General features: G+C 61.2%; 15 protein-coding genes. 8 read left to right on the forward strand and 7 right to left on the reverse strand.

Going from position 1 to position 18,230, the window contains the following annotated elements; all coding sequences use genetic code 11:
- Positions 1–291 precede the first annotated feature (291 nt).
- Positions 292–1,284 (reverse strand): hypothetical protein, encoded by a 993-nt coding sequence (locus tag MHY87_RS18515; RefSeq protein ID WP_239354052.1) that lies wholly within the window; start codon positions 1,282–1,284, stop codon positions 292–294.
- 30 nt (positions 1,285–1,314) lie between these two features.
- A complete protein-coding gene (locus MHY87_RS18520) occupies positions 1,315–2,286 on the reverse strand; it encodes an extracellular solute-binding protein (RefSeq protein ID WP_239354053.1) in 972 nt (323 codons plus the stop codon).
- 111 nt (positions 2,287–2,397) lie between these two features.
- On the opposite strand from MHY87_RS18520, the gene MHY87_RS18525 reads away from it, so the two are divergent.
- Entirely contained in the window at positions 2,398–3,471 is a 1,074-nt protein-coding gene (locus MHY87_RS18525; protein ID WP_239354054.1) for an ABC transporter ATP-binding protein, read from the forward strand.
- On the forward strand, positions 3,468–5,123 hold the full coding sequence (locus MHY87_RS18530) for an iron ABC transporter permease (RefSeq protein WP_239354055.1): 1,656 nt from the start codon (positions 3,468–3,470) through the stop codon (positions 5,121–5,123). The genes MHY87_RS18525 and MHY87_RS18530 overlap by 4 nt, the downstream gene beginning before the upstream one ends.
- Before the next feature lie 19 nt (positions 5,124–5,142).
- On the opposite strand, the gene MHY87_RS18535 is transcribed toward MHY87_RS18530, so the two are convergent.
- Positions 5,143–5,724, reverse strand: coding sequence for a YigZ family protein (locus tag MHY87_RS18535; RefSeq protein ID WP_239354056.1), 582 nt, complete (start codon positions 5,722–5,724; stop codon positions 5,143–5,145).
- Between the two features lie 117 nt (positions 5,725–5,841).
- Between MHY87_RS18535 and pepT the strand changes: the two genes are divergently transcribed.
- On the forward strand, positions 5,842–7,077 hold the full coding sequence (gene pepT, locus MHY87_RS18540) for a peptidase T (RefSeq protein WP_239354057.1): 1,236 nt from the start codon (positions 5,842–5,844) through the stop codon (positions 7,075–7,077).
- A 33-nt stretch (positions 7,078–7,110) separates the two neighbouring features.
- On the opposite strand, the gene MHY87_RS18545 is transcribed toward pepT, so the two are convergent.
- The 3 genes from MHY87_RS18545 to MHY87_RS18555 form a co-directional block, all read right to left on the reverse strand.
- On the reverse strand, positions 7,111–8,460 hold the full coding sequence (locus tag MHY87_RS18545; RefSeq protein ID WP_239354058.1) for an HlyD family type I secretion periplasmic adaptor subunit: 1,350 nt from the start codon (positions 8,458–8,460) through the stop codon (positions 7,111–7,113).
- Positions 8,460–10,268 carry a type I secretion system permease/ATPase gene (locus tag MHY87_RS18550; RefSeq protein ID WP_239354059.1) on the reverse strand — a complete coding sequence of 603 codons (1,809 nt, stop codon included), beginning with the start codon at positions 10,266–10,268 and terminating at the stop codon, positions 8,460–8,462. Before MHY87_RS18550 ends, MHY87_RS18545 begins: the two co-directional genes overlap by 1 nt.
- A gap of 114 nt (positions 10,269–10,382) precedes the next feature.
- A complete protein-coding gene (locus tag MHY87_RS18555) occupies positions 10,383–11,846 on the reverse strand; it encodes a hypothetical protein (RefSeq protein WP_239354060.1) in 1,464 nt (487 codons plus the stop codon).
- A gap of 735 nt (positions 11,847–12,581) precedes the next feature.
- Here MHY87_RS18555 and MHY87_RS18560 point away from each other — a divergent pair.
- Positions 12,582–13,367, forward strand: coding sequence for a response regulator transcription factor (locus MHY87_RS18560; RefSeq protein ID WP_239354061.1), 786 nt, complete (start codon positions 12,582–12,584; stop codon positions 13,365–13,367).
- A 353-nt stretch (positions 13,368–13,720) separates the two neighbouring features.
- Complete coding sequence (locus MHY87_RS18565) at positions 13,721–14,878, forward strand: hypothetical protein (protein ID WP_239354062.1); 1,158 nt, start codon at positions 13,721–13,723, stop codon at positions 14,876–14,878.
- A gap of 60 nt (positions 14,879–14,938) precedes the next feature.
- Here the strand turns inward: MHY87_RS18565 and MHY87_RS18570 are convergent, their stop codons facing one another.
- Positions 14,939–15,850, reverse strand: coding sequence for a CAP domain-containing protein (locus MHY87_RS18570; protein WP_255726743.1), 912 nt, complete (start codon positions 15,848–15,850; stop codon positions 14,939–14,941).
- Positions 15,851–16,295: 445 nt separating this feature from the next.
- Here MHY87_RS18570 and MHY87_RS18575 point away from each other — a divergent pair, with 445 nt between their 5' ends.
- From MHY87_RS18575 to MHY87_RS18885, 3 genes are all read left to right on the forward strand, one after another.
- Positions 16,296–16,952, forward strand: coding sequence for a TerC family protein (locus MHY87_RS18575; protein ID WP_239354064.1), 657 nt, complete (start codon positions 16,296–16,298; stop codon positions 16,950–16,952).
- A 121-nt stretch (positions 16,953–17,073) separates the two neighbouring features.
- Entirely contained in the window at positions 17,074–17,340 is a 267-nt protein-coding gene (locus tag MHY87_RS18580) for a hypothetical protein (RefSeq protein ID WP_239354065.1), read from the forward strand.
- A 211-nt stretch (positions 17,341–17,551) separates the two neighbouring features.
- A partial coding sequence (locus MHY87_RS18885) for an ATP-dependent metallopeptidase FtsH/Yme1/Tma family protein (protein WP_304611146.1) occupies positions 17,552–18,230 on the forward strand: 679 nt, incomplete at its 3' end.

The raw sequence follows: 18,230 nt of genomic DNA on the forward strand, positions 1-18,230 counted from the left end.
GAGATGAGTATTTCCTGGTTCCCGACCATCCCGATTGAGCCACGACCGCCCTTACTTACCAACTAAAAAATGGAACTTACCTTTCCGGCAAGACTTTGCGTCCAATTAGGGCGAAATCTAGGACGGTCGAATCCAAACTTCGCCACACTTCATGGGGCAATTCTATAGCGATTGCCCCCAACACCTTGCACTTTATCCGCTTTATCAAAGTGGGCTCTGACGGATGAGCAAGATATTCCTGTAGACGACGCACGCTTTACGGCAGCATGTGGCCCGAAAAGCTCTCAGCCTTCAAAACCGCACGGCGAGATAAGTTCTGTCATCCGCCCAGAGGGAGGCGGTCGAGCCCTTCGGGGAAGGATAGAGAAGGACCTTCGCGGGATCCTCTCGCTCGGCTTCGGTGAAGGCTTTTTCCCAGGCAGCGACGCCGAACCCATCACCGGGCTTGAAGTAGCCGTCCGAATAGATCTCGACCGTCTGGACCTCGGAGCGCGGGAGACGCTCGATCATGATCATGTGCTCCGGCACCTCGAACCCATCGAGGCACGGATAGCCGAGTTGCAACGAGGCATTGTTCTGGTAGCCGCCCTGTGAATTCACGATGCCGCCGCGCACGAGGTTCTCGATATCGGCCCTCGCCACATGGGGCAGCGCCTCGAGATTGGCGTCGATGGCGAGGCTCTCGATGAGGGCCATGTCGTCGGCGTTGAGAGTGTCGGCCACGGCATCGAGAGGCTGGCGCGTGCCGTGCCAGGTGACGCGTCGGGAGAGCTGCTCCTGCTTTTCCGGATCGGACGTCTTGCGCCCGATCACGGGCCAGGCCTGGCGGCGCAGGATGGCAGTGATCAGGTCGAGATCCTTCTCGACCCGGATGGTCTTTTCGCCGTTGATGCGCACGCCGCTGTCCCCGACGAGGATCACATCCAGGGTTTCAGGTTGAACGAGCACTAGGGCGAGCGCGGCTGAAAAGCGCACATTGCTGTCGGAGCGCGCTCTCTCGATCATGCCATGCGAGCGATAGGCGTCGGCGATGGCATTTGTCAGCCCTCGGACGATCGAAAAACCGTCCGAGGGGATTTCAGGCGCGCTCAACATGTGTTCGAGCGCGCGCTTGACGATCAAGGATGCATACTGACCGGAGAGCATTCCGTCGTAGCGGGACCCGTGGCGATCCGTGACCCCGTCGATGACCGCGTATGCGCGGCCCGGCAGGATCACGATCTGGTCCTCATTACGATGAGGTGCGGACGGATCCTTTCCCTCAGAAAACGCTTCGATCAGCATGGCAGGCAGACAATCTCAAATGGTGACGGCTCAGCGGTTCTGCAGAGCCGTCTTCCACTTGGCAACCCAGTCGTTGCGGTTCTGCGCCACTTTCTTGATGTCGTACTCGACGAGCTTGATCTCGCTCATCGGCTTGAGGCCCGCGCCGGTGACGTCCTTGCGGACCGAACGGCGGCCGATCTCGGAGACGAGCTGCTCCTGAACGGGCTTCGAGAGCAGCCAGTCGATGAAGACCTTGCCGTTCTCGGCATTCGGCGCGCCCTTCACGAGAGCGACGCCGTCGGCAACCGTGGAGGAGCCGTCTTCCGGATACACGATGGCAACGTTGCCGCCGCCCTTCACGTAGTCGAGGGCGTTGTCCTCAAGGGTCAGGCCCACGAGCGCCTCGCCGTCATTGACGTAGCGCGGAACGGCGCCCGACGAATCCGACAGGTTCATGTTGGCGAGAATCTTGTTGTAAACGTCCCAGCCCTTGTCGCCATGGCCGATGAGAACCGTCGCGAGCTGCTGGAAGCTGGAGCCGGAGGTATCGGCACGGGCGGACGAGACCTTGCCCTTCCACTTGGCATCGCCGAGTTCGGCCCAGGTCTTGGGATAATCGGCCGGCTTCAACTCGTTCTTGTTGACGGCCATGACCAGCAGGATGCCGGTATAGGGAATCCACTCGGGGCTGACCTTGTAGTTCGGCAGAAGGGCTGCATCTTCCTTCGGCGTGTAGGTCGCCAGCAGGTCCTTGCTGTCCTCGAGCTGCTCACCGCCGATGCTCCAGATCACGTCGGCCTTCGCGGAGGCGGATTCGGCCTTCACGCGCTTGATGATGTCGCCGGAACCGGCCTTCACCACATCGACCTTGATGCCGGTATCTTTCTCGAATTTCGGCACGAGGGCATCCACAATGGAGGCCTTATGGGCGGTGTAGACCACCACCTTCTTCTCCTGGGCCATGGCCGCAACGCTCAAGGAAGCGAGCAGCACGCCCGCGGTCAGTCCGACTTTCAACACTTAATCCTCCCAAGGATTTAATTAGCCAGGTAAGTGCATGTTGCTGAACCCCGTAACTTTTGTAAAGTCGGGCCAAGCCGAGAGGCAGATATACCAACAAGGGAGCCGGGTGTGGCCGATTTGAAGATCCAGGGGCTGGCCAAGAGCTATAAGGACGTGCGCGTCCTGGAGAGCGTCGACCTCGACATTGCTTCAGGTGAGTTCTTCACGCTTTTAGGCCCCAGCGGCTGCGGCAAGACCACGCTTCTGCGCACCATCGCGGGCTTTCAGCACCAAGACCGGGGCGAGATCGTCGTCGCCGGCGAGCGCATCGACCACAAGCCTGCGCACAAGCGCGACATCGGCATGGTCTTCCAGGATTATGCAATCTTCCCGCACCTGACGGTTGCAGAAAATGTGGCCTTCGGCCTCAAGGCGCGCGCGCTTCCCAAAGGGGAGATCGAGGCGCGCGTGGCCGAGAGCCTCAAGATGGTGCGCCTCGATGGCTATCAGAACCGCCTGCCTGCGGAGATGTCGGGCGGTCAGCAGCAGCGTATCGGCCTTGCCCGCGCCATGGCGATCCGCCCCACCCTGCTGCTCATGGATGAGCCGCTCTCGAATCTGGATGCCAAGCTTCGTATCGAGCTGCGCGAGGACATCCGCGACATTCAGCGGCGTCTCGGCATCACCACGATCTACGTCACCCACGATCAGGAGGAGGCTCTGGCCGTCTCCGACCGTATCTGCGTGATGAACAAGGGCAACATCGAGCAGATCGGCACGCCCTTTGAGATCTACCGCAAGCCCCTGCGCCGCTTCGCGGCCTCCTTCGTCGGCACCATGAACTTCCTGCCCGGGCGGATCGAAGGCGGACGCCTGACCGTCGGCAACCAGTCCATCACCTATCCCGCGAATGAAACCGGCCCCGTCGAAGTCGCCATCCGCCCTGAGAATGTGCAGCTTGTTCTCGACCATTCCGAAGGCGATGCGATTGCCCTGAAAGGCGAGGTCCAGAAGGTCACCTTCCTCGGTCGCGAGGCCCATTATACCCTCAAGACAGAAGCCGGCGAGCTGGTGGCCCAGGTGGCGGACCCAGCCCATGACTTCATCGAGATGGAGGGCCGTCCGGTCGAGGTGCGCCTGCCGCTTTCGAAGATCGTGCTATTCCGCTCCAATGGCGACGTGATCGATGCGGTGCGCGCATGATGAAAAGGCGGGTTCGCTTCGATATCTGGACCTTCGTGCTCATCGCGGCCTGGGTCATCCTCATCGCGCTTCTGATCTGGCCGCTCTCGTCGGTTCTGCACGCCAGCCTGCTCGATAACGAGACGGGCGCATTCTCCCTCACCCATTATGTTCAGATCGCCACGATCAAGGCCTACCAGCGAGCCATCGGCAACACGTTGCTTGCAGGCGTCGGCGGCATGGTGGGCGCGCTCATACTCGGCGTGACGCTCGCCTTCGTGACGACGCGCTTTCACATCTATGGCCGCGCGCTCATCCAGACTCTCGCCGTGGTGGCGCTGGTCTCTCCGCCCTTCATCGGCGCCTATGCCTGGATCGTGCTGTTCGGCGCAAGCGGCGTCGTTCGCAAAGGGCTCGCGACCATCGGCATTTCCATTCCGCCGCTCTATGGCGCGGCGGGCGTAATCCTCGTCTTCGCGTTCAAGTTCTTCCCCCACGTCTTCCTGATCACGTCGGGAGCGTTGGCAGCCATCAACCGTTCCGTGGAAGAGGCGGCGGAAAGCCTCGGCGTATCGCCCGCGAAGCGGCTCTTCACGATCACGTTTCCGCTGATCCTGCCCGCGATTTCGGCCAGCGCCCTTCTTACCTTCGTTCTCTCGATTGCCGATTTCGGCACGCCGCGCATCATCGGTCGCGACTTCAATGTGCTGGCGACGGAGGCCTTTAACCTCTACGGCAGCGAGGTGGGCGGCAATCCCGGCATGGCCTCCGCGCTCAGCATCGTGCTGATCATCCTGTCGATGATCGTCGTGTTCGGGCAGCGCTGGGTTCTGCGCAAGAACGTGTATCACAGCAACCTGATCAAGAAGCCGGAGCGCCAGCATGTCCGCGGCCTCAAAGCAGTCGGGCTCCATGTCCTGGCTTATGCCATCGTGCTCATCGGCGCGCTGCCCGCCATTATCGTGGTGCTGTTCTCGTTCCGCCGCACCAGCGGACCAGTGTTCCAGCCGGGCCTGAGCCTGCAAAGCTACGAGCGCGTGATCTCGACCGTCTCGGATCCGATCTGGAACACGCTGATCTTCTCCTCCGTCGCCGTAGTTGCCATCGTCATCACCGGCACCCTGATCGGTTACTTGATCTCGCGCCGCCCCGGCATCGCCACCGGCGCGCTCGATGCGCTTCTCATGGTGCCTTATGTCGTGCCCGGCATCGTCATGGGCATCGCCTTCATCACCCGCTTCAACGAGCCGCCGCTCGCACTCACCGGAACGGGCATCATCATCATCATGGCGGTTTTCGTCCGGCGCCTGCCCTACTCGGCGCGCTCGGTCGCGGCTGCATTGAAGCAGGTCGGCCCCAACCTGGAGGATGCTGCTGTCAGCCTCGGCTACTCGCCGGGCAAGGCCTTCCTGAAAGTGACGGTGCCACTGATCCTGCCCGGCATCATGGCAGGCGCGCTCATGAGCTTCGTCACCGCCATGAACGAGCTCTCGTCGTCCCTGGTGCTCTATGTGGGCAGCACCATCACCATGCCGGTGCGCATTTACCTCTCCGTCATGGACGGCGAATACGGCACGGCATCGGCTCTCTCCACCATTCTCCTGACCATGACGGTGATTGCGGTCTATGCAGCATTCCACCTGTCCGGAAGGAAGGAGAGCGCGCTCCTGTGATGTTGAAAAGTTGCTAACTCTAGATCGAAACGGAAGCTCGTCCGCTCGTCATATCGGTCAGCATTTGCACGATCTGCTGAGCGGCCGCCTCCGGTAAAGCCGCTTTGATAATCGCACCTGTTTCCGTGAAGCTTTCGCTCAGGATCTGGACGCCCACGACGCTCGCCAGCCGCGCCTTCACCAAGGCGAAATCGGAGAAGCTCGCCACGATGGCTGCTTCCTGGACAGCCACGATCTTGGTCAGGGGAGCGGCGCGCAGGCAAGCCGCCGCAGTCCCGCCGTAAGCACGAACAAGGCCGCCGCTGCCGAGCAGGACACCTCCGAACCAGCGGGTGACCACGACAGCGACATTGTCGAGTTGTAGACGGTCGATAGCCTGCAGAATGGGCTTACCCGCCGTGCCCCCTGGCTCCCCATCGTCGCTGGACCGGGAGCCCTGCCCCACTCGCCAGGCCCAGCAATTGTGATTGGCCGCAGGGTCTGAATGGGCAGCGATAAAAGCCTTGGCTGCCTTCTCGTCCGCCACCGGCCCAGCCAAGGCTAGGAAGCGGCTTTTCTTGACGATCTGCTCGAAGGATGCGGTTCGTTCCAGGGTGAACATGGGCTCACATAGCGCCCCAGGGCCCGTCCGGGCAAGTTGATGTTCCCCGGCAGACGGCTTCCCGAGACGGCATTCCCCCGTTACAAGTCTCTCGCCCTTCACAACCGGATCACCCTCATGGCCGCCAGCGTTACCGACCGTTTCCTCCGCTACGTCGTCATCGATACCCAGTCCGACGCGGCGTCCCCAATCCAGCCCTCGACCGAGAAGCAGAAGAACCTCGGCCGCCTGCTGGTCGAGGAGCTTCTCGAGATCGGCCTTACCGACGCGCATCTCGACGAGCACGGCTATGTCTACGCGACCATTCCGTCGAACACCCACAAGAACAACGTTCCCGTCATCTGCATCTGCGCCCACATGGATACGGCGCCCGATTTCTCCGGCACCAACGTCAAGCCGCAGCTCGTCAGAAATTACCAGGGCGGCGACATCCGCCTGCCGGGCGACACCAGCCAGGTCATTCGTGTTGCCGAGCATCCCGTGCTCAAGGACCTGATCGGCCATGATATTGTGACCTCGGACGGCACGACGCTGCTCGGCGCGGACGACAAGGCGGGCATTGCCGAGATCGTGGCGGCGGCCGAGTTCCTGCTCAACAACCCCGACATCAAGCATGGTGCGATCCGCATCCTCTTCACCACGGACGAGGAGATCGGGCGTGGCGTCGACAAGGTCGACTTCAAGAAGCTCGGCGCGGATTTCGGCTACACCATGGACGGTGAAACCGCCGGTACCATCGAGGACGAGAGTTTCTCCGCCGATGGGGTGGAGATCGCCATCAAGGGCGTCGCAATCCATCCGGGCTTCGCTTACGGCAAGATGGAAAACGCCATCAGGATCGCCGGCGAGATCATTGCGCGGCTGCCGAAGAACATGGCACCCGAAACGACGAAGGATCGCGACGGCTTCATCCATCCGACCGGCGTTACCGGCGTAATGGAGAAGGCAAAGCTGAGCTTCATCATCCGCGATTTCAAGGAAGAAGGCCTGAAGACCAAAGAGGCGTTGCTGGAAAAGATCACCAGGGAGGTGATGGAAGCCTATCCAGGCTCCAGCTATACGTTCACGGTCAAGGAGCAGTACCGCAACATGAAGGTCGTGCTCGACCGGCATCCGGAAATCGTCGATTACGCGGTGGAGGCGATCCGCCGAGCTGGTATGGAGCCTGTGCGCGGCAGCATTCGCGGCGGCACGGACGGCTCGCGTCTTTCCTTCATGGGCCTGCCCTGCGCCAACATCTTTGCAGGGGGCCACGCTTTTCATTCCCCGCTCGAATTCGTCAGCAGCCAGGACATGGAAAAGGCGGTCAAGACCATCGTCGAGCTCGCCAAGCTCTGGGAGGAGCGCGCTTAAAGCGCTCATCGGAAAACATCGCTTTCGACCGCGCTAATCCTCCCGGAATGCGCGGTTGAAGCTGTTCGTCACAGGCCGCATCATATAGCCGGCAACGGTGAACTTTCCGGTCTTGATGAGAACCTCGACAGGCATGCCGGCCATGACTTCGACACCGGGCAGCGCGGCGAGTGAAGCCTCGTCCAAGCGAATGCGCGCGGTGTAGTAGGACCGCTCCGTGGTTTTTTCCACCATCCGGTCGGCTGCGACATAAACCAGTGTGCCCTCCACTGGCGGCACGCGGCGGTGCTTGTAGGGCAGGAGCCGAACCTGCGCCTGCAACCCGGGATGCACGACGTCGATGTCGTCCGGCCGCACCTGAGCGGTGACGATCAGGCGGTCATGTTCGGGCACGAGATCGAGCAGCGGCTGTCCCTCCATCACCACGCCGCCTGGGGTGCGAATTCTGAGTTCAGTGACAGTGCCGTCTTCGGGCGCCCGCACCTGGGTTCGGGCAAGGATATCCTGAGCTGCCTCGAACCTCTCGGCCAATTGGAAGACGAGAGCCTGCGCCTCACGTAGGCTTTGCGCAATCTCTGCCTCGCGATCGCTCCGAAGCTTGAGGATCTGAGCGTTGGCTTCGCCCACGCCCTGCTCTGCCCGGGCCATTTCCTCCTGCGCCTGACCTCTGCGTCCTTCGATCTCCGCCTGCTCGCGCTCCAGCTGCAGTTTGCGGGGTTGCGCGATCACGCCCTTCGCAACGAGCGGCGCAATCGAATCCATTTCTCTCTTGATGATTTCAGCGCGCTTCTCCGCGGCATTCACCTGATAGCGCAGGCCGATCATCTGGCGCGAGATCTGTTGCTGGCGCTGCACCAGCACAGCCAATTGGGAATTGTGAAGCTGGAGGCGGCTGCTGAAGATCCGTCTTTGTCCCGCGAGCACCTCGGCGACGGCAGGATCCTTCTCAGCCGCTTGCAGCAATGGCTGCGGAAACTGGATCGAGTCCCGATGATCGCGTTCGGCCAACAGCCGGGCTTCCCGAGCTTGCGCCTCACGCAATTGCCCCACCAGCGCCTGCGCCGACGCGCGGGCCTTGGTGTCGTCCAGCTCGATCAACGGCTGCCCGGCCCTGACAGCGTCCCCATCCTTCACGAGAATCCTGGAAACGATGCCGCCTTCGAGATGCTGGACGGTCTTGCGGCTCGTCTCGACCTCGACGGAGCCTGCGGCGATGGCTGCGCTCTCCAGCGGCGCCGAGACGGACCACACGCCGAACCCTCCGATGAAGACGATGATCAATCCGAACGCGGTACCGGCCAGCCCCCGGATACGCCGAAACGGCGTCGGAGGCGGCTGAGGCAGAACGTCGGAGAGATCAATGACAGGGGATGTCTTGGCCATCATGCGGCTCCCTTGCCGGCGTCCTGGTTTGGAGCAGCGATCATCGAGCCGTCGCTGGCCTTCGGCGCCCTTTGCTCCGTCTTCGTCCTGGGTTGTGGGTTCACCTTGATGACGGTCCGTCCCTGCGAAATCCTCTCGGCGATGTCACGGCGCTCGCCATAGGCATTGACCATGCCGTTATCGAGAACGAGCACGTTGTCGGCGACCGACAGGATGCCGAGCCGTTGAGCAATGAGGATGACCGTCGAGCCGCGCGACTTCATTTCAGCGATGGCCTGGCGGAGCGACTCCTCGCCTTCGGGATCGAGGCTCGCATTGGGCTCGTCGAGAACGATCAGGCGCGGATCGCCGAAGAAGGCGCGCGCAAGCCCGAGCTTCTGACGCTGTCCGCCCGAGAGTCGCGCCCCGCTCTCGCCGATATTGGTGTCGTAGCCCATGGGCAGGCGCATGACCGTGTCATGAAGATCCACGAGCCGGGCAGCGGCGATCACGTCATCTGAATTCGCCTGTGAAAGCCGGGAAATATTTTCGGCAACGGTGCCTGCGAAGAGTTCGACATCCTGCGGCAGGTAGCCGAAATAGCGGTGGCCGCCTGACGCCATCCATACGCCGATATCGGCGCCGTCGAGGCGCACATGCCCCGTCGTCGGCGGCACGGTGCCGGCAATCAGCCGACCGAGCGTTGATTTTCCGGCACCTGACGGGCCGACGATGCCGAGCACCCTACCCGCGCTCACGATCATGGAAAGGCGGCGCACGATGGGTTCGGTCGATCCCGGCGGCACATAGGTGAGCTGCTCCACTTCGAGCAGACCGCTGGGAGGAGGCAAATCCATGCCCTTCGCGGGCGGAGGCGCCGCCTGCATGACGCGCCGGATGCGGTCATAGGCAAGGCGCATGTTCGTGACAGCTTTCCATGTTCCGATTGCGCCCTCGACGGGACCGAGCGAGCGGCCGAGCAGAATGGAAGACGCAAAGATCGCAGCCGGGCTGACGTCGTGACCGATCACGAGCCAGCACGCCGTCGCCATGACGAGGACTTGAGCGAGGAAACGAATGAAGCGGGCCAGCGCCTGAATGGCCGACGCACGCGCGCCGGCGGAGAGCTGAGCCTGTTTGGCATAAGCCTGCTCCTCCGACAGAAGCCGCGCCACACCCGGCAACATGCCCATGGCGGTGATCGCCTCAACATTGCGCATGAGGGACTCGAACCGGTGCTGGCTCTCCGACGAAGCCGCTGCCGCTCGGGCGAAGGGTGTTCGTGTCACGACCTCGTTGACCCACGCGAGGGTGAAGAGAATGCCGGAGGCCACGATGCCGATGAAGCCGAGCAGCGGATGAACGAGCGCCATCGCGAGCAGGAAGATCGGCGTCCATGGAAGGTCGAAAAGCGCCGTGCAGGCCGAGCCGCCGAAGAACTGGCGCAAGGTGCCGAGATCGCGCCATGCCTGCGCCGCCCCGGCAGGGTCCGATCTCAGCGCGGTCTGCACCGCAGCCGTCAGGACGGGAGCCTGTAGGCGCTCCTCAACCCAAGCTCCGACACGCGCCAGCATCTCGCGCCGCAGCCCCTCGAGCACAGCATGAAGCAACAGCGCGAAAACAACGATGAGGGTGAGCATGTAGAGAGTGTCGAGGCTCTGGCTCGACAGCACGTGGTCGTAGACCTGCAGCAGATAGAGCGGCAGCGTGAGAGCAAGCAGATTCACGAAGAAGCTCAAGCCTGCGACGAGGGCGAGTGAGTATCGGCAAAGCCGGAAGGCGCGTTCGACCTCGGTCTGATACCGAGCCTTCATCCAGTTCAGAGCCATGCGGCGCTCTCCTGGCGCGTTGATCGGGAAGAGATGGCGCCCACGCCGCCTTGCGAGGCGTGGGCGCCAACCCGGGCCGCAGGATCGTCAGCGGTCCGGATTGCCGTTCGTCTCTTAGACGCCGAAGTCCAGATCGCCGAAGTCGAAGTGGAACGAGACGCTGGCCTCCTGGATGGCATCCATGATCTGGTCCACATCGACCGTTACCGCCTGGTCCTGTGTGGACGTGGCATCGGAATCATTGTTCTGGTCGAACGCGAAGTCGCCGATATCCTGGTCGGATGTGGCCGTCCCACCTCCGCCCTGGTCTATCGCGGCCCCTGCATTGCCGCTCGCCGTAGAGCTGGTGGTCGACATCGCATCATTGTCGCTTTGCGCCCCTGCATTGCCGCCGGCCGTACCGCCATTCGCACCAGCATTGCCGCCAGTGGCAGAGCCTCCGGTGGAGCTTCCGCCCGTGGTGGCACCGCCCGTGGCCGCACCGGAAGCACTGGCACCGCCCGTCGTGTCACCCGTGGTGCCAGTGCCGGATCCGCCAGCTCCGCCTGCTGAGCTGCCGCCCGTCCCGTCACCGCTATCGGCAGAGCCGGATGTCGATGCACCGCTGGCGCCTGCGCCACCGGTCGAGTCACCGCTCCAGCCAGAACCGCCTGGACCATTGCCGCCGGTGCCGGTGCCGGATGTGCCTGCGCCGCTGGCGCTTGTGCCGTCACCGCCCAAGCCTCCCGCGCCGCCCGTGCCTGCTCCGCCGGTGCCGTCGCCACCCCAGCCGTCGCCGCCCCAGCCGCCACCACCGGTGCCGTCGCCAGATATTCCATCACCTGATGTGTCGGCAGTATCACCGCCTCCGGTGCTGCCCGTACCGTCACCAGAGCTGCCTGCGCCGCCAGCGCCTGCTCCGCCAGAACCGGCGCCTGCGGTGCCTGCACCGCCCGCTCCGGTTCCGCCGGCGCCTCCAGCTCCACCGGTTCCGGCGGAAGCTCCTGTCGTGACATCGCCTGAATCGCCGTTGCCGCCATAACCATCAGCGCCGGTGCCGTCACCGGATGCCGAGGCACCGCCTGTGCCGGGTCCGGTCGAGGCATCGCCGGAATAAGCTGCACCGCTCGTGCCGGGTCCACCGGTCGAGGCGCCCCCTGCTCCGCCGACGCCCGTCGCGGCGCCACCAGCAGTCGGCCCGCTTGAGGAATCTCCGCTAGAGGTATCGCCGCCATAAGTGCCGCCGCCCGTCGAGGCTCCGCCAGACGGATTGCCGGCAGTGGCGGTGCCACCGTTAGCATTGTTATTGGTCGAGGCGTTGGAATCGCCACTCGTGGTCACGGTCGAGGTAACATTCGAGTCATTGTCGGTTGCCACATCGTTGGCAGCGGTATTGTTGGCGCTGGCATCGTTGTTGGCGAGCTGAGTCGGGTTGTACTCGACCGCCCCCTCGTTGTCGTTGTCCTGATCGATGGTCGAGGTTTGATCGGTTGTCGTGTCGATCCGCTGATCCTGGAATTGGTCCAGGTTGTTTTGCAGATCGACGGCGAAATTGAAGTCGAACCCAAAGAGGTTCGCGAGATCCGTTAGGTCGTCCATGTCCGAGTCTCCGCGGCTGAGAAAGCCGCCCGGCGATTGTCGGGGCGGTTCTGCAAATCTTCCTGTATGCGGCGAGTGAGTGAAAGTTGCCGATTGGCGGTCCGCAGAATGGATAGGGAGATTATGCGATTCACCCGATCAGGTGATCGGCACAGGCCTCAAATAGCCAGCGCATGTGAAATCGCCGAGGTTGTATCCCGTCTCGGAGTTCGAGCAAAAGTGCTAGATGCTCAACGACCCACCCGAACGGGTGACGGCCACACTCGCAAAGATTATCATTTTACGGATCAGCTTAATGCATCGCATTGTGCGTTTTCGCACGCTCTCAGGCATCTTCTTTCCACCAAGGAAAGGAAACCGCAAAGGTTGAACGATCAAAACTACGTACGAATGAAATTCGAAAATAGCTCCCGAACAAAGCGCTGAGCTTATCGTTATGTGCGTGCGACGCTGGAAACGAGCTGGACTGTTATCAAAATTTTGATGTCGACAGGAAAAACAGTTCAAGACAGCGGAAATATATTCTATAATTATGTATCGGGTTCAGTTGCGTATTGGTCCTCAAATGACGGGTTGAGCGCCGCGCAACAGCCGCAGCACGTCAATGGCCCGACTGTGTTGAGAGCGTAGGCAGATCGCATCGATCTTGTCCTCGGCATTCGATGTCGTTTGTTCCGCCAGGTCCAGTATCGCTGGGATTTCTCCGTGAAATTCCCGCAGTGAAGGAGGGTCGTGATGCGCGTCCCATACGCCACGCCCAGGGACGGACAGGATAGCTCGAACAAGGAGGGGCTCGTCATCATCGATGACGAGCCGTTTTTGCAGGAATGCCTTGTTGAAGCCATACACAGCGCGTTGCCGCACACCCCGGTTTTTGGAATTTCCTCAATCGAACAGCTCGACCATATCAACAACGCCGCTTTGGTAATGTTGAGGATCCATACGCATCCTGTTTCAGGATGCCAGCTGGCAAGCCAGACGAGAGCAATCGTTCAGCATTGCCCCAATACGCCCATCGTTCTTTCCATGTGCATGAATGCCCTGACGCTCGAAGAGACACTGGCCTTGGGCGTGCGGGGCATCATTCCGGCAAGTACTTCGTTCAAGGTCGCCGTCGCGGCCCTTCAGCTCGTCATGGTTGGCGGCACTTATTATCCCTATCTGGACAATGGCGACTTGCAGGACGACAGCCTCGCCAAGAGTGCGAATGGCCGGATCATGGATAGCTCAAGCCCCCTTATCGTGCCACACAGCTTGGCACGTCCCTATCTGACAGTCGTGGAAGAAAGCAAAGAAGCACACAATCTGGGGCTGCATGAGTCAAACGTGATGTTTACGGCTCGGGAACTTGAGGTTCTGGAGGCGCTGCAGAAGGGTTGGTCTAATAAGTGGATCGCCCACTCCCTGTGCATCTCGGAGAACACCATTAAAGTGCATGTCCAGCGCATCATGCGGAAGCTGCACGCGACCAACAGAACCGAAGCCGTTGTCCGGCATCGCCAGCTTACTGACCTGAGATGACATTTACTCCGGTGATGATCCGTCGGCTCGTCAGGAAGTGAGTAAGCATCGAAAGGAAGTCGCCTAACTCTCTCAGGTCTCATCCATCAGGATTAACCTTGCCCGCGCCGCCATGGCGACATGCGCGACAGCGTCTTGAGCAGGCAAGCTGTAGCGAGAACGTCATGCAAGACCTAATCGAATGGGAGCAAGGAGCTTTCTTGTCTTATGACGATGCAGATGCCTTTCCCGCCCTCTTGCCGCAATCGCCACTCAAGGATCACTCCTGCAGCCGCCTGAATAGGTAACTGGTGCAGCATGCTCCGCAGCTTTAGATTATCTCGGCGCATGACCAGCACGCGAGGTAGGTGCCGATGCTGTCGCCTGACAAAGGAACACGCAACCTGCTCCCGGCCTTCGCCGAAGAGCCGCCCGAAATGGTGCTGACAGGCTCAGAGCATGAAGGCGAGGTGCGTCCGATCCCCGGCGCTCCAATGCCCGCACCTCAAACTTATATTCCTGCCGCCGATCAGGCTCCGCTCCCTGCGGAAACGCTCCAGCAAGGCGATGTAGGCGTACAGCAACCCAACTCTCCCTCCACGGGACAGGGTGCCAATGAGACTCTCTCTTCCAACGTCTTGGACTCGGCCGGGATCGATCGGGAGAGCGTCTATGCAAGAGACACGAACTATGCGAGCGCTCATGTAGGCGGCAGTGGCGGTGGCAGCGGTGGTGCGTCGAGCACGGCTGGCGTGAGCCCAACTCTCTCGCCCTCATCATCCGGGACGACTTCCATTCCTATCTTGGACAGGGATGATGGGCACGTCCTTACGCCTGCAGCTTCCGGCGATTCAATTTCCGACCCCTCGCCGGGGGGCGGAATTACGCAAGAAATCCCCTCATCTTCCATATCGCCTGCCCCCGGCAGCATTCCCCTCGTGGTGCCGGATGGGGACAGCATCAACGTCGTTCAGGTCGCCTTCGTGGATCAGGATGCGGAGGTGCTGCTCAATGGCTGGATCGGAGAAAGCAAGATCCGCGTCTTCGTGGATAACGACACCGATATGGCCCAGGACGCCAATGTCGACCTCGACCTCGACGGCAATGGACAATTGATGCTTCGCCTCAACCAATCGATGACGATCAACCAGGAAACGGAGATCGATCTCGATATCTATGAGATCAAGGGCATTCTCTACGTAGACCTCTATGTGAGAAACGAGGTCGACATCGAGCAGGATACCGAGCTCGACCTGATGATGGGCGGCTGGACAGGTCCAAGCTGGATTGTGGCCAATAACGACCTCGACGTTCGCCAAACGACGGATGTCGATGTGGATATCGCGGACGATCTCGAGGAGAAGTTTTCGATCAAGGTCGCCATCGCGCTGAAGCAGCTGATCGATGTCGACCAGGATGCCGATGTCGACGTGACCTATGCCGACGGCGCCTTCGGCATCGATGTGGATGCCGTCCAGACAGCGAATATCGACCAGGATACGACACTCAAGATCGACTTCTCCGTGATCTGAGTGCTGGAATCCCGAACGGCCAAGCATAAGTGCCCCCGGCCGTGAGCCGGGGGCACTGCATCAGAGAACGAAATCACCCGCAGCGAAGCTGTGAGCGCCCGCGACCTTGATCGTGAAATTCGCGTAGCCGTCGCCGTTGGTATCGCCCGCGACATAGGTGCTGCCGCCGGACTGGTACGCCTTCAGCTCGCCCGCTGCCTTGTGAAAGCCCTGCGCGCCAATGAACTTGAAGGCCTGGTTTCCAGAGCCGCGCGTGTTGGCATCAATGCCCGAGAGATCAATCTTGTCGTTACCACGTACGAAATCGCCGATCGTGTCGCCGTTGGCTTCCGACGCGGTATCGAACACGAAGGTGTCGTTCCCGGAACGGCCAAAGAGAGTGTCCCTGCCGCCGTTGCCGTTGAGAGTATCGTTGCCTGACGTGCCATTCAGCGTGTTGCTGCTGTTGCTGCCGACAATGGATTGCCCCGCACTCGGCGTCATGGGTGTCGTCGGTGTCGAAGGAGATGTGATCGTGCCGCCCACGTCATTCGCCTCAGTCCGCTCGATGGCGTTCGGAGTCCCGAAATTCTGCGTCACGAACACGACGGTGCGCCCATTGATCGTGCCCTCCTTGAGGCCGATCCCGACCTCTTCATACGAACCCCGGACGATATTGGCGTAATGGCCAGACGAGTTCATGAGGTTGGTGTGCAGCTGGCGGACCGTTGCCTCCGACAGTGAACCGCTCACATAGGCGATGTTCTCGCCCCAGCCCTGCCAGCCGTAGCCTGCCGCCGTCATCCGCTCGCCTGCGCTGGAACCGTTCACGCCGGTATGGGAGAACGTATCCGTCTGATCCATCCAGGCGCTATGCGCATCGGATGAATCCAGAAGTTCGCCGTCGAATGTGAGCGGCTTCACGCCGGCGCCCATGCGGGCCTCGTTAACAAGCTGAAGGAAAAAGGTTTCCAAACTGGTTGGCGTAGTCATTCTTGCAAATATCCCTAATCAATATTTAGGTTTACATTCCCTATAATTGTTCTGCGGAATGCATGATCAGGGTTGGAGGGCCAATATGTTTACAATGTGACCTTCATCACAAAGCGGTTACTTGCGAGAAACGTCCTCCCAGATGGCGCTTCTCTAGCGGTTCTCTCTGGATAAAGTTTCCATCGCTTCCCCCTCCCTCTTGTGGTCCGACGGTCCCACCGCTACACCTCAGAAACCAGGCCGGGCCCCTCTGGCAGCTCCAATGAGCTGCGATGTCGGACTGGATGTTCAATCGGGTGGCCTGGCTCATGACTCTCAACCGACCATAATCCTCACAGCCATCTCCACTGCCGCATGACGGCCAGTGGCTAAGAGATGCTGCGCGGATTGCGGAGCGGACAATCAGAGATCATGGCGGCTGCCCTGTTCATGAGAATGGGAGCACATGAGCGAATTTTTCACGACTGAAGCCCTGTCGGCCCTCCTCCAGGTCATCATGATCGACCTGGTGCTTGCGGGCGACAACGCCATCGTCATCGGCCTTGCCGCCGCCGGCTTGCCTAAGGAGCAGCGGGCTAAGGCGATCCTGATCGGCATCGTCGCGGCCACCGCGCTACGTATCGTCTTTGCCGCCGCAACTACCCAGCTCCTGCAGATCGTCGGTCTGCTGCTGGCAGGCGGTGTTCTCCTCCTCTGGGTCTGCTGGAAGATGTGGCGCGAGCTGCGCACCAGCCATGTTGAGGAGATCCAGGGCGAAGAGGCGCTGGAAGGGCGCGACATCGACCAGGACGGCAAGATCGCGGGTGCCGCCCCACGCAAGACCTTCGCGCAGGCGGCCTGGCAGATCGTCGTTGCCGACGTCTCCATGTCCCTCGACAACGTGCTTGCCGTGGCAGGCGCCGCGCGAGAGCACCCCAACGTGCTGATCTTCGGCCTGATCCTGTCCATCGCTCTCATGGGCATCGCGGCGAGCTTCATCGCCCGCCTGCTCCAGAAGCATCGCTGGATCGCCTATGTGGGTCTTGCCATCATCCTCTACGTCTCCCTCGAAATGATCTATCGCGGGGCGCTCGAGGTGTGGCCGCTGGTCAACGGCGGCTAAGAACTTCATGGAAACGATGGCTCCCTTCCCTCATCCGGAAGGGGGCTATCTCCTTGCAGCGGAACGTTTTCGAGAACATATATCGATGATTGCAGCATCGTGCTGCCCAAGGAGATCTTCTATGCGGATCGTCTACGCCTCTCGGACCGGCAAAGCCGGGCCAGGCCAGTTTTGGGGCTCGATGATCAAGATCGCCGTTCTGATCTCGGCAGCCTTCGCTGTGCTGGCTGTCATGCTGATTGGACTTATCGTCGTCTTGCCGGTGGTGCTCGTTGGCGGCATTGCCCTGCATTTCTACATCCGGCGCAAGCTGCGTCAGGCCCAACGGCGCCACCAGCCTCAAAATGATGTGATCGATGCGGAATACACCGTCATCGAGCGCCGCTAGGAACAAGGTCTTTCAACGCCCGAGGGGCTGGCCGACCTTGACCTTGTAACTTTCCCTCCCCACCTTGCTGATACTGAGGTCCGGGCCCCTCTGGCAGTCCTGTCCAGGCTGCGATGTCGGATTCTCTTGCCTGAGGAGCGGAGCATCTTTGCTCAGCATCCGACGCTGACGGCACTTCACCCGTTCTCTTGACCGTTCAGAAAGCACAGAAATGAATAACCCAAACACCGCATCCAACCTTCGCACTCTTGCGATCGCGGCTGCGGTCATGGCTTTTCTGTCGTTGTTCTACTTTCAGAACACGTCGGATCCCCAATCCGATCAGCTCCCCTATTCCGCTTTCGTGACGGCGGTCGATCAGGGCGAAATCCGCTCCGTTACCATCCAGGGACAACAGGTCGTTGCCGAGCGCTCGACAGGCACCCGGGTCAAGACATACGTCCCGCAAGGCGCCGATCTGGTGGCGCAGTTGCAGCAGAAGGGCGTCACGATCAAGGCCGAACCGCCGCCGCAGCCGAGCCTGCTGGGCAGCCTGCTGCTGTCGCTGCTGCCGTTCGCGTTGATGGTCGGCATCGTCATCTGGATGTCCCGCAAGGCGATGGGGCAGCAGGGCGGAGGCGGCGGACTTCTCTCCGTCGGCAAATCGCGCGCGCGTCTGATGAAGCCGGAAACGCCGGTTACGTTTGACGATGTAGCGGGGATTGACGAGGCGAAGGAAGACTTGCAGGAGGTGGTGGAGTTTCTGCGCGATCCGCAGAAGTTCCAGCGCCTCGGCGGGCGCATCCCGCGCGGCGTGCTGCTCGTCGGCCCGCCCGGCACCGGCAAGACACTCACCGCCCGCGCGGTCGCGGGCGAGGCCAACGTGCCCTTCTTCACCATCTCCGGCTCCG

Origin of the sequence: Microvirga sp. ACRRW, assembly GCF_022346925.1 — a bacterium.
Classification (GTDB): domain Bacteria; phylum Pseudomonadota; class Alphaproteobacteria; order Rhizobiales; family Beijerinckiaceae; genus Microvirga.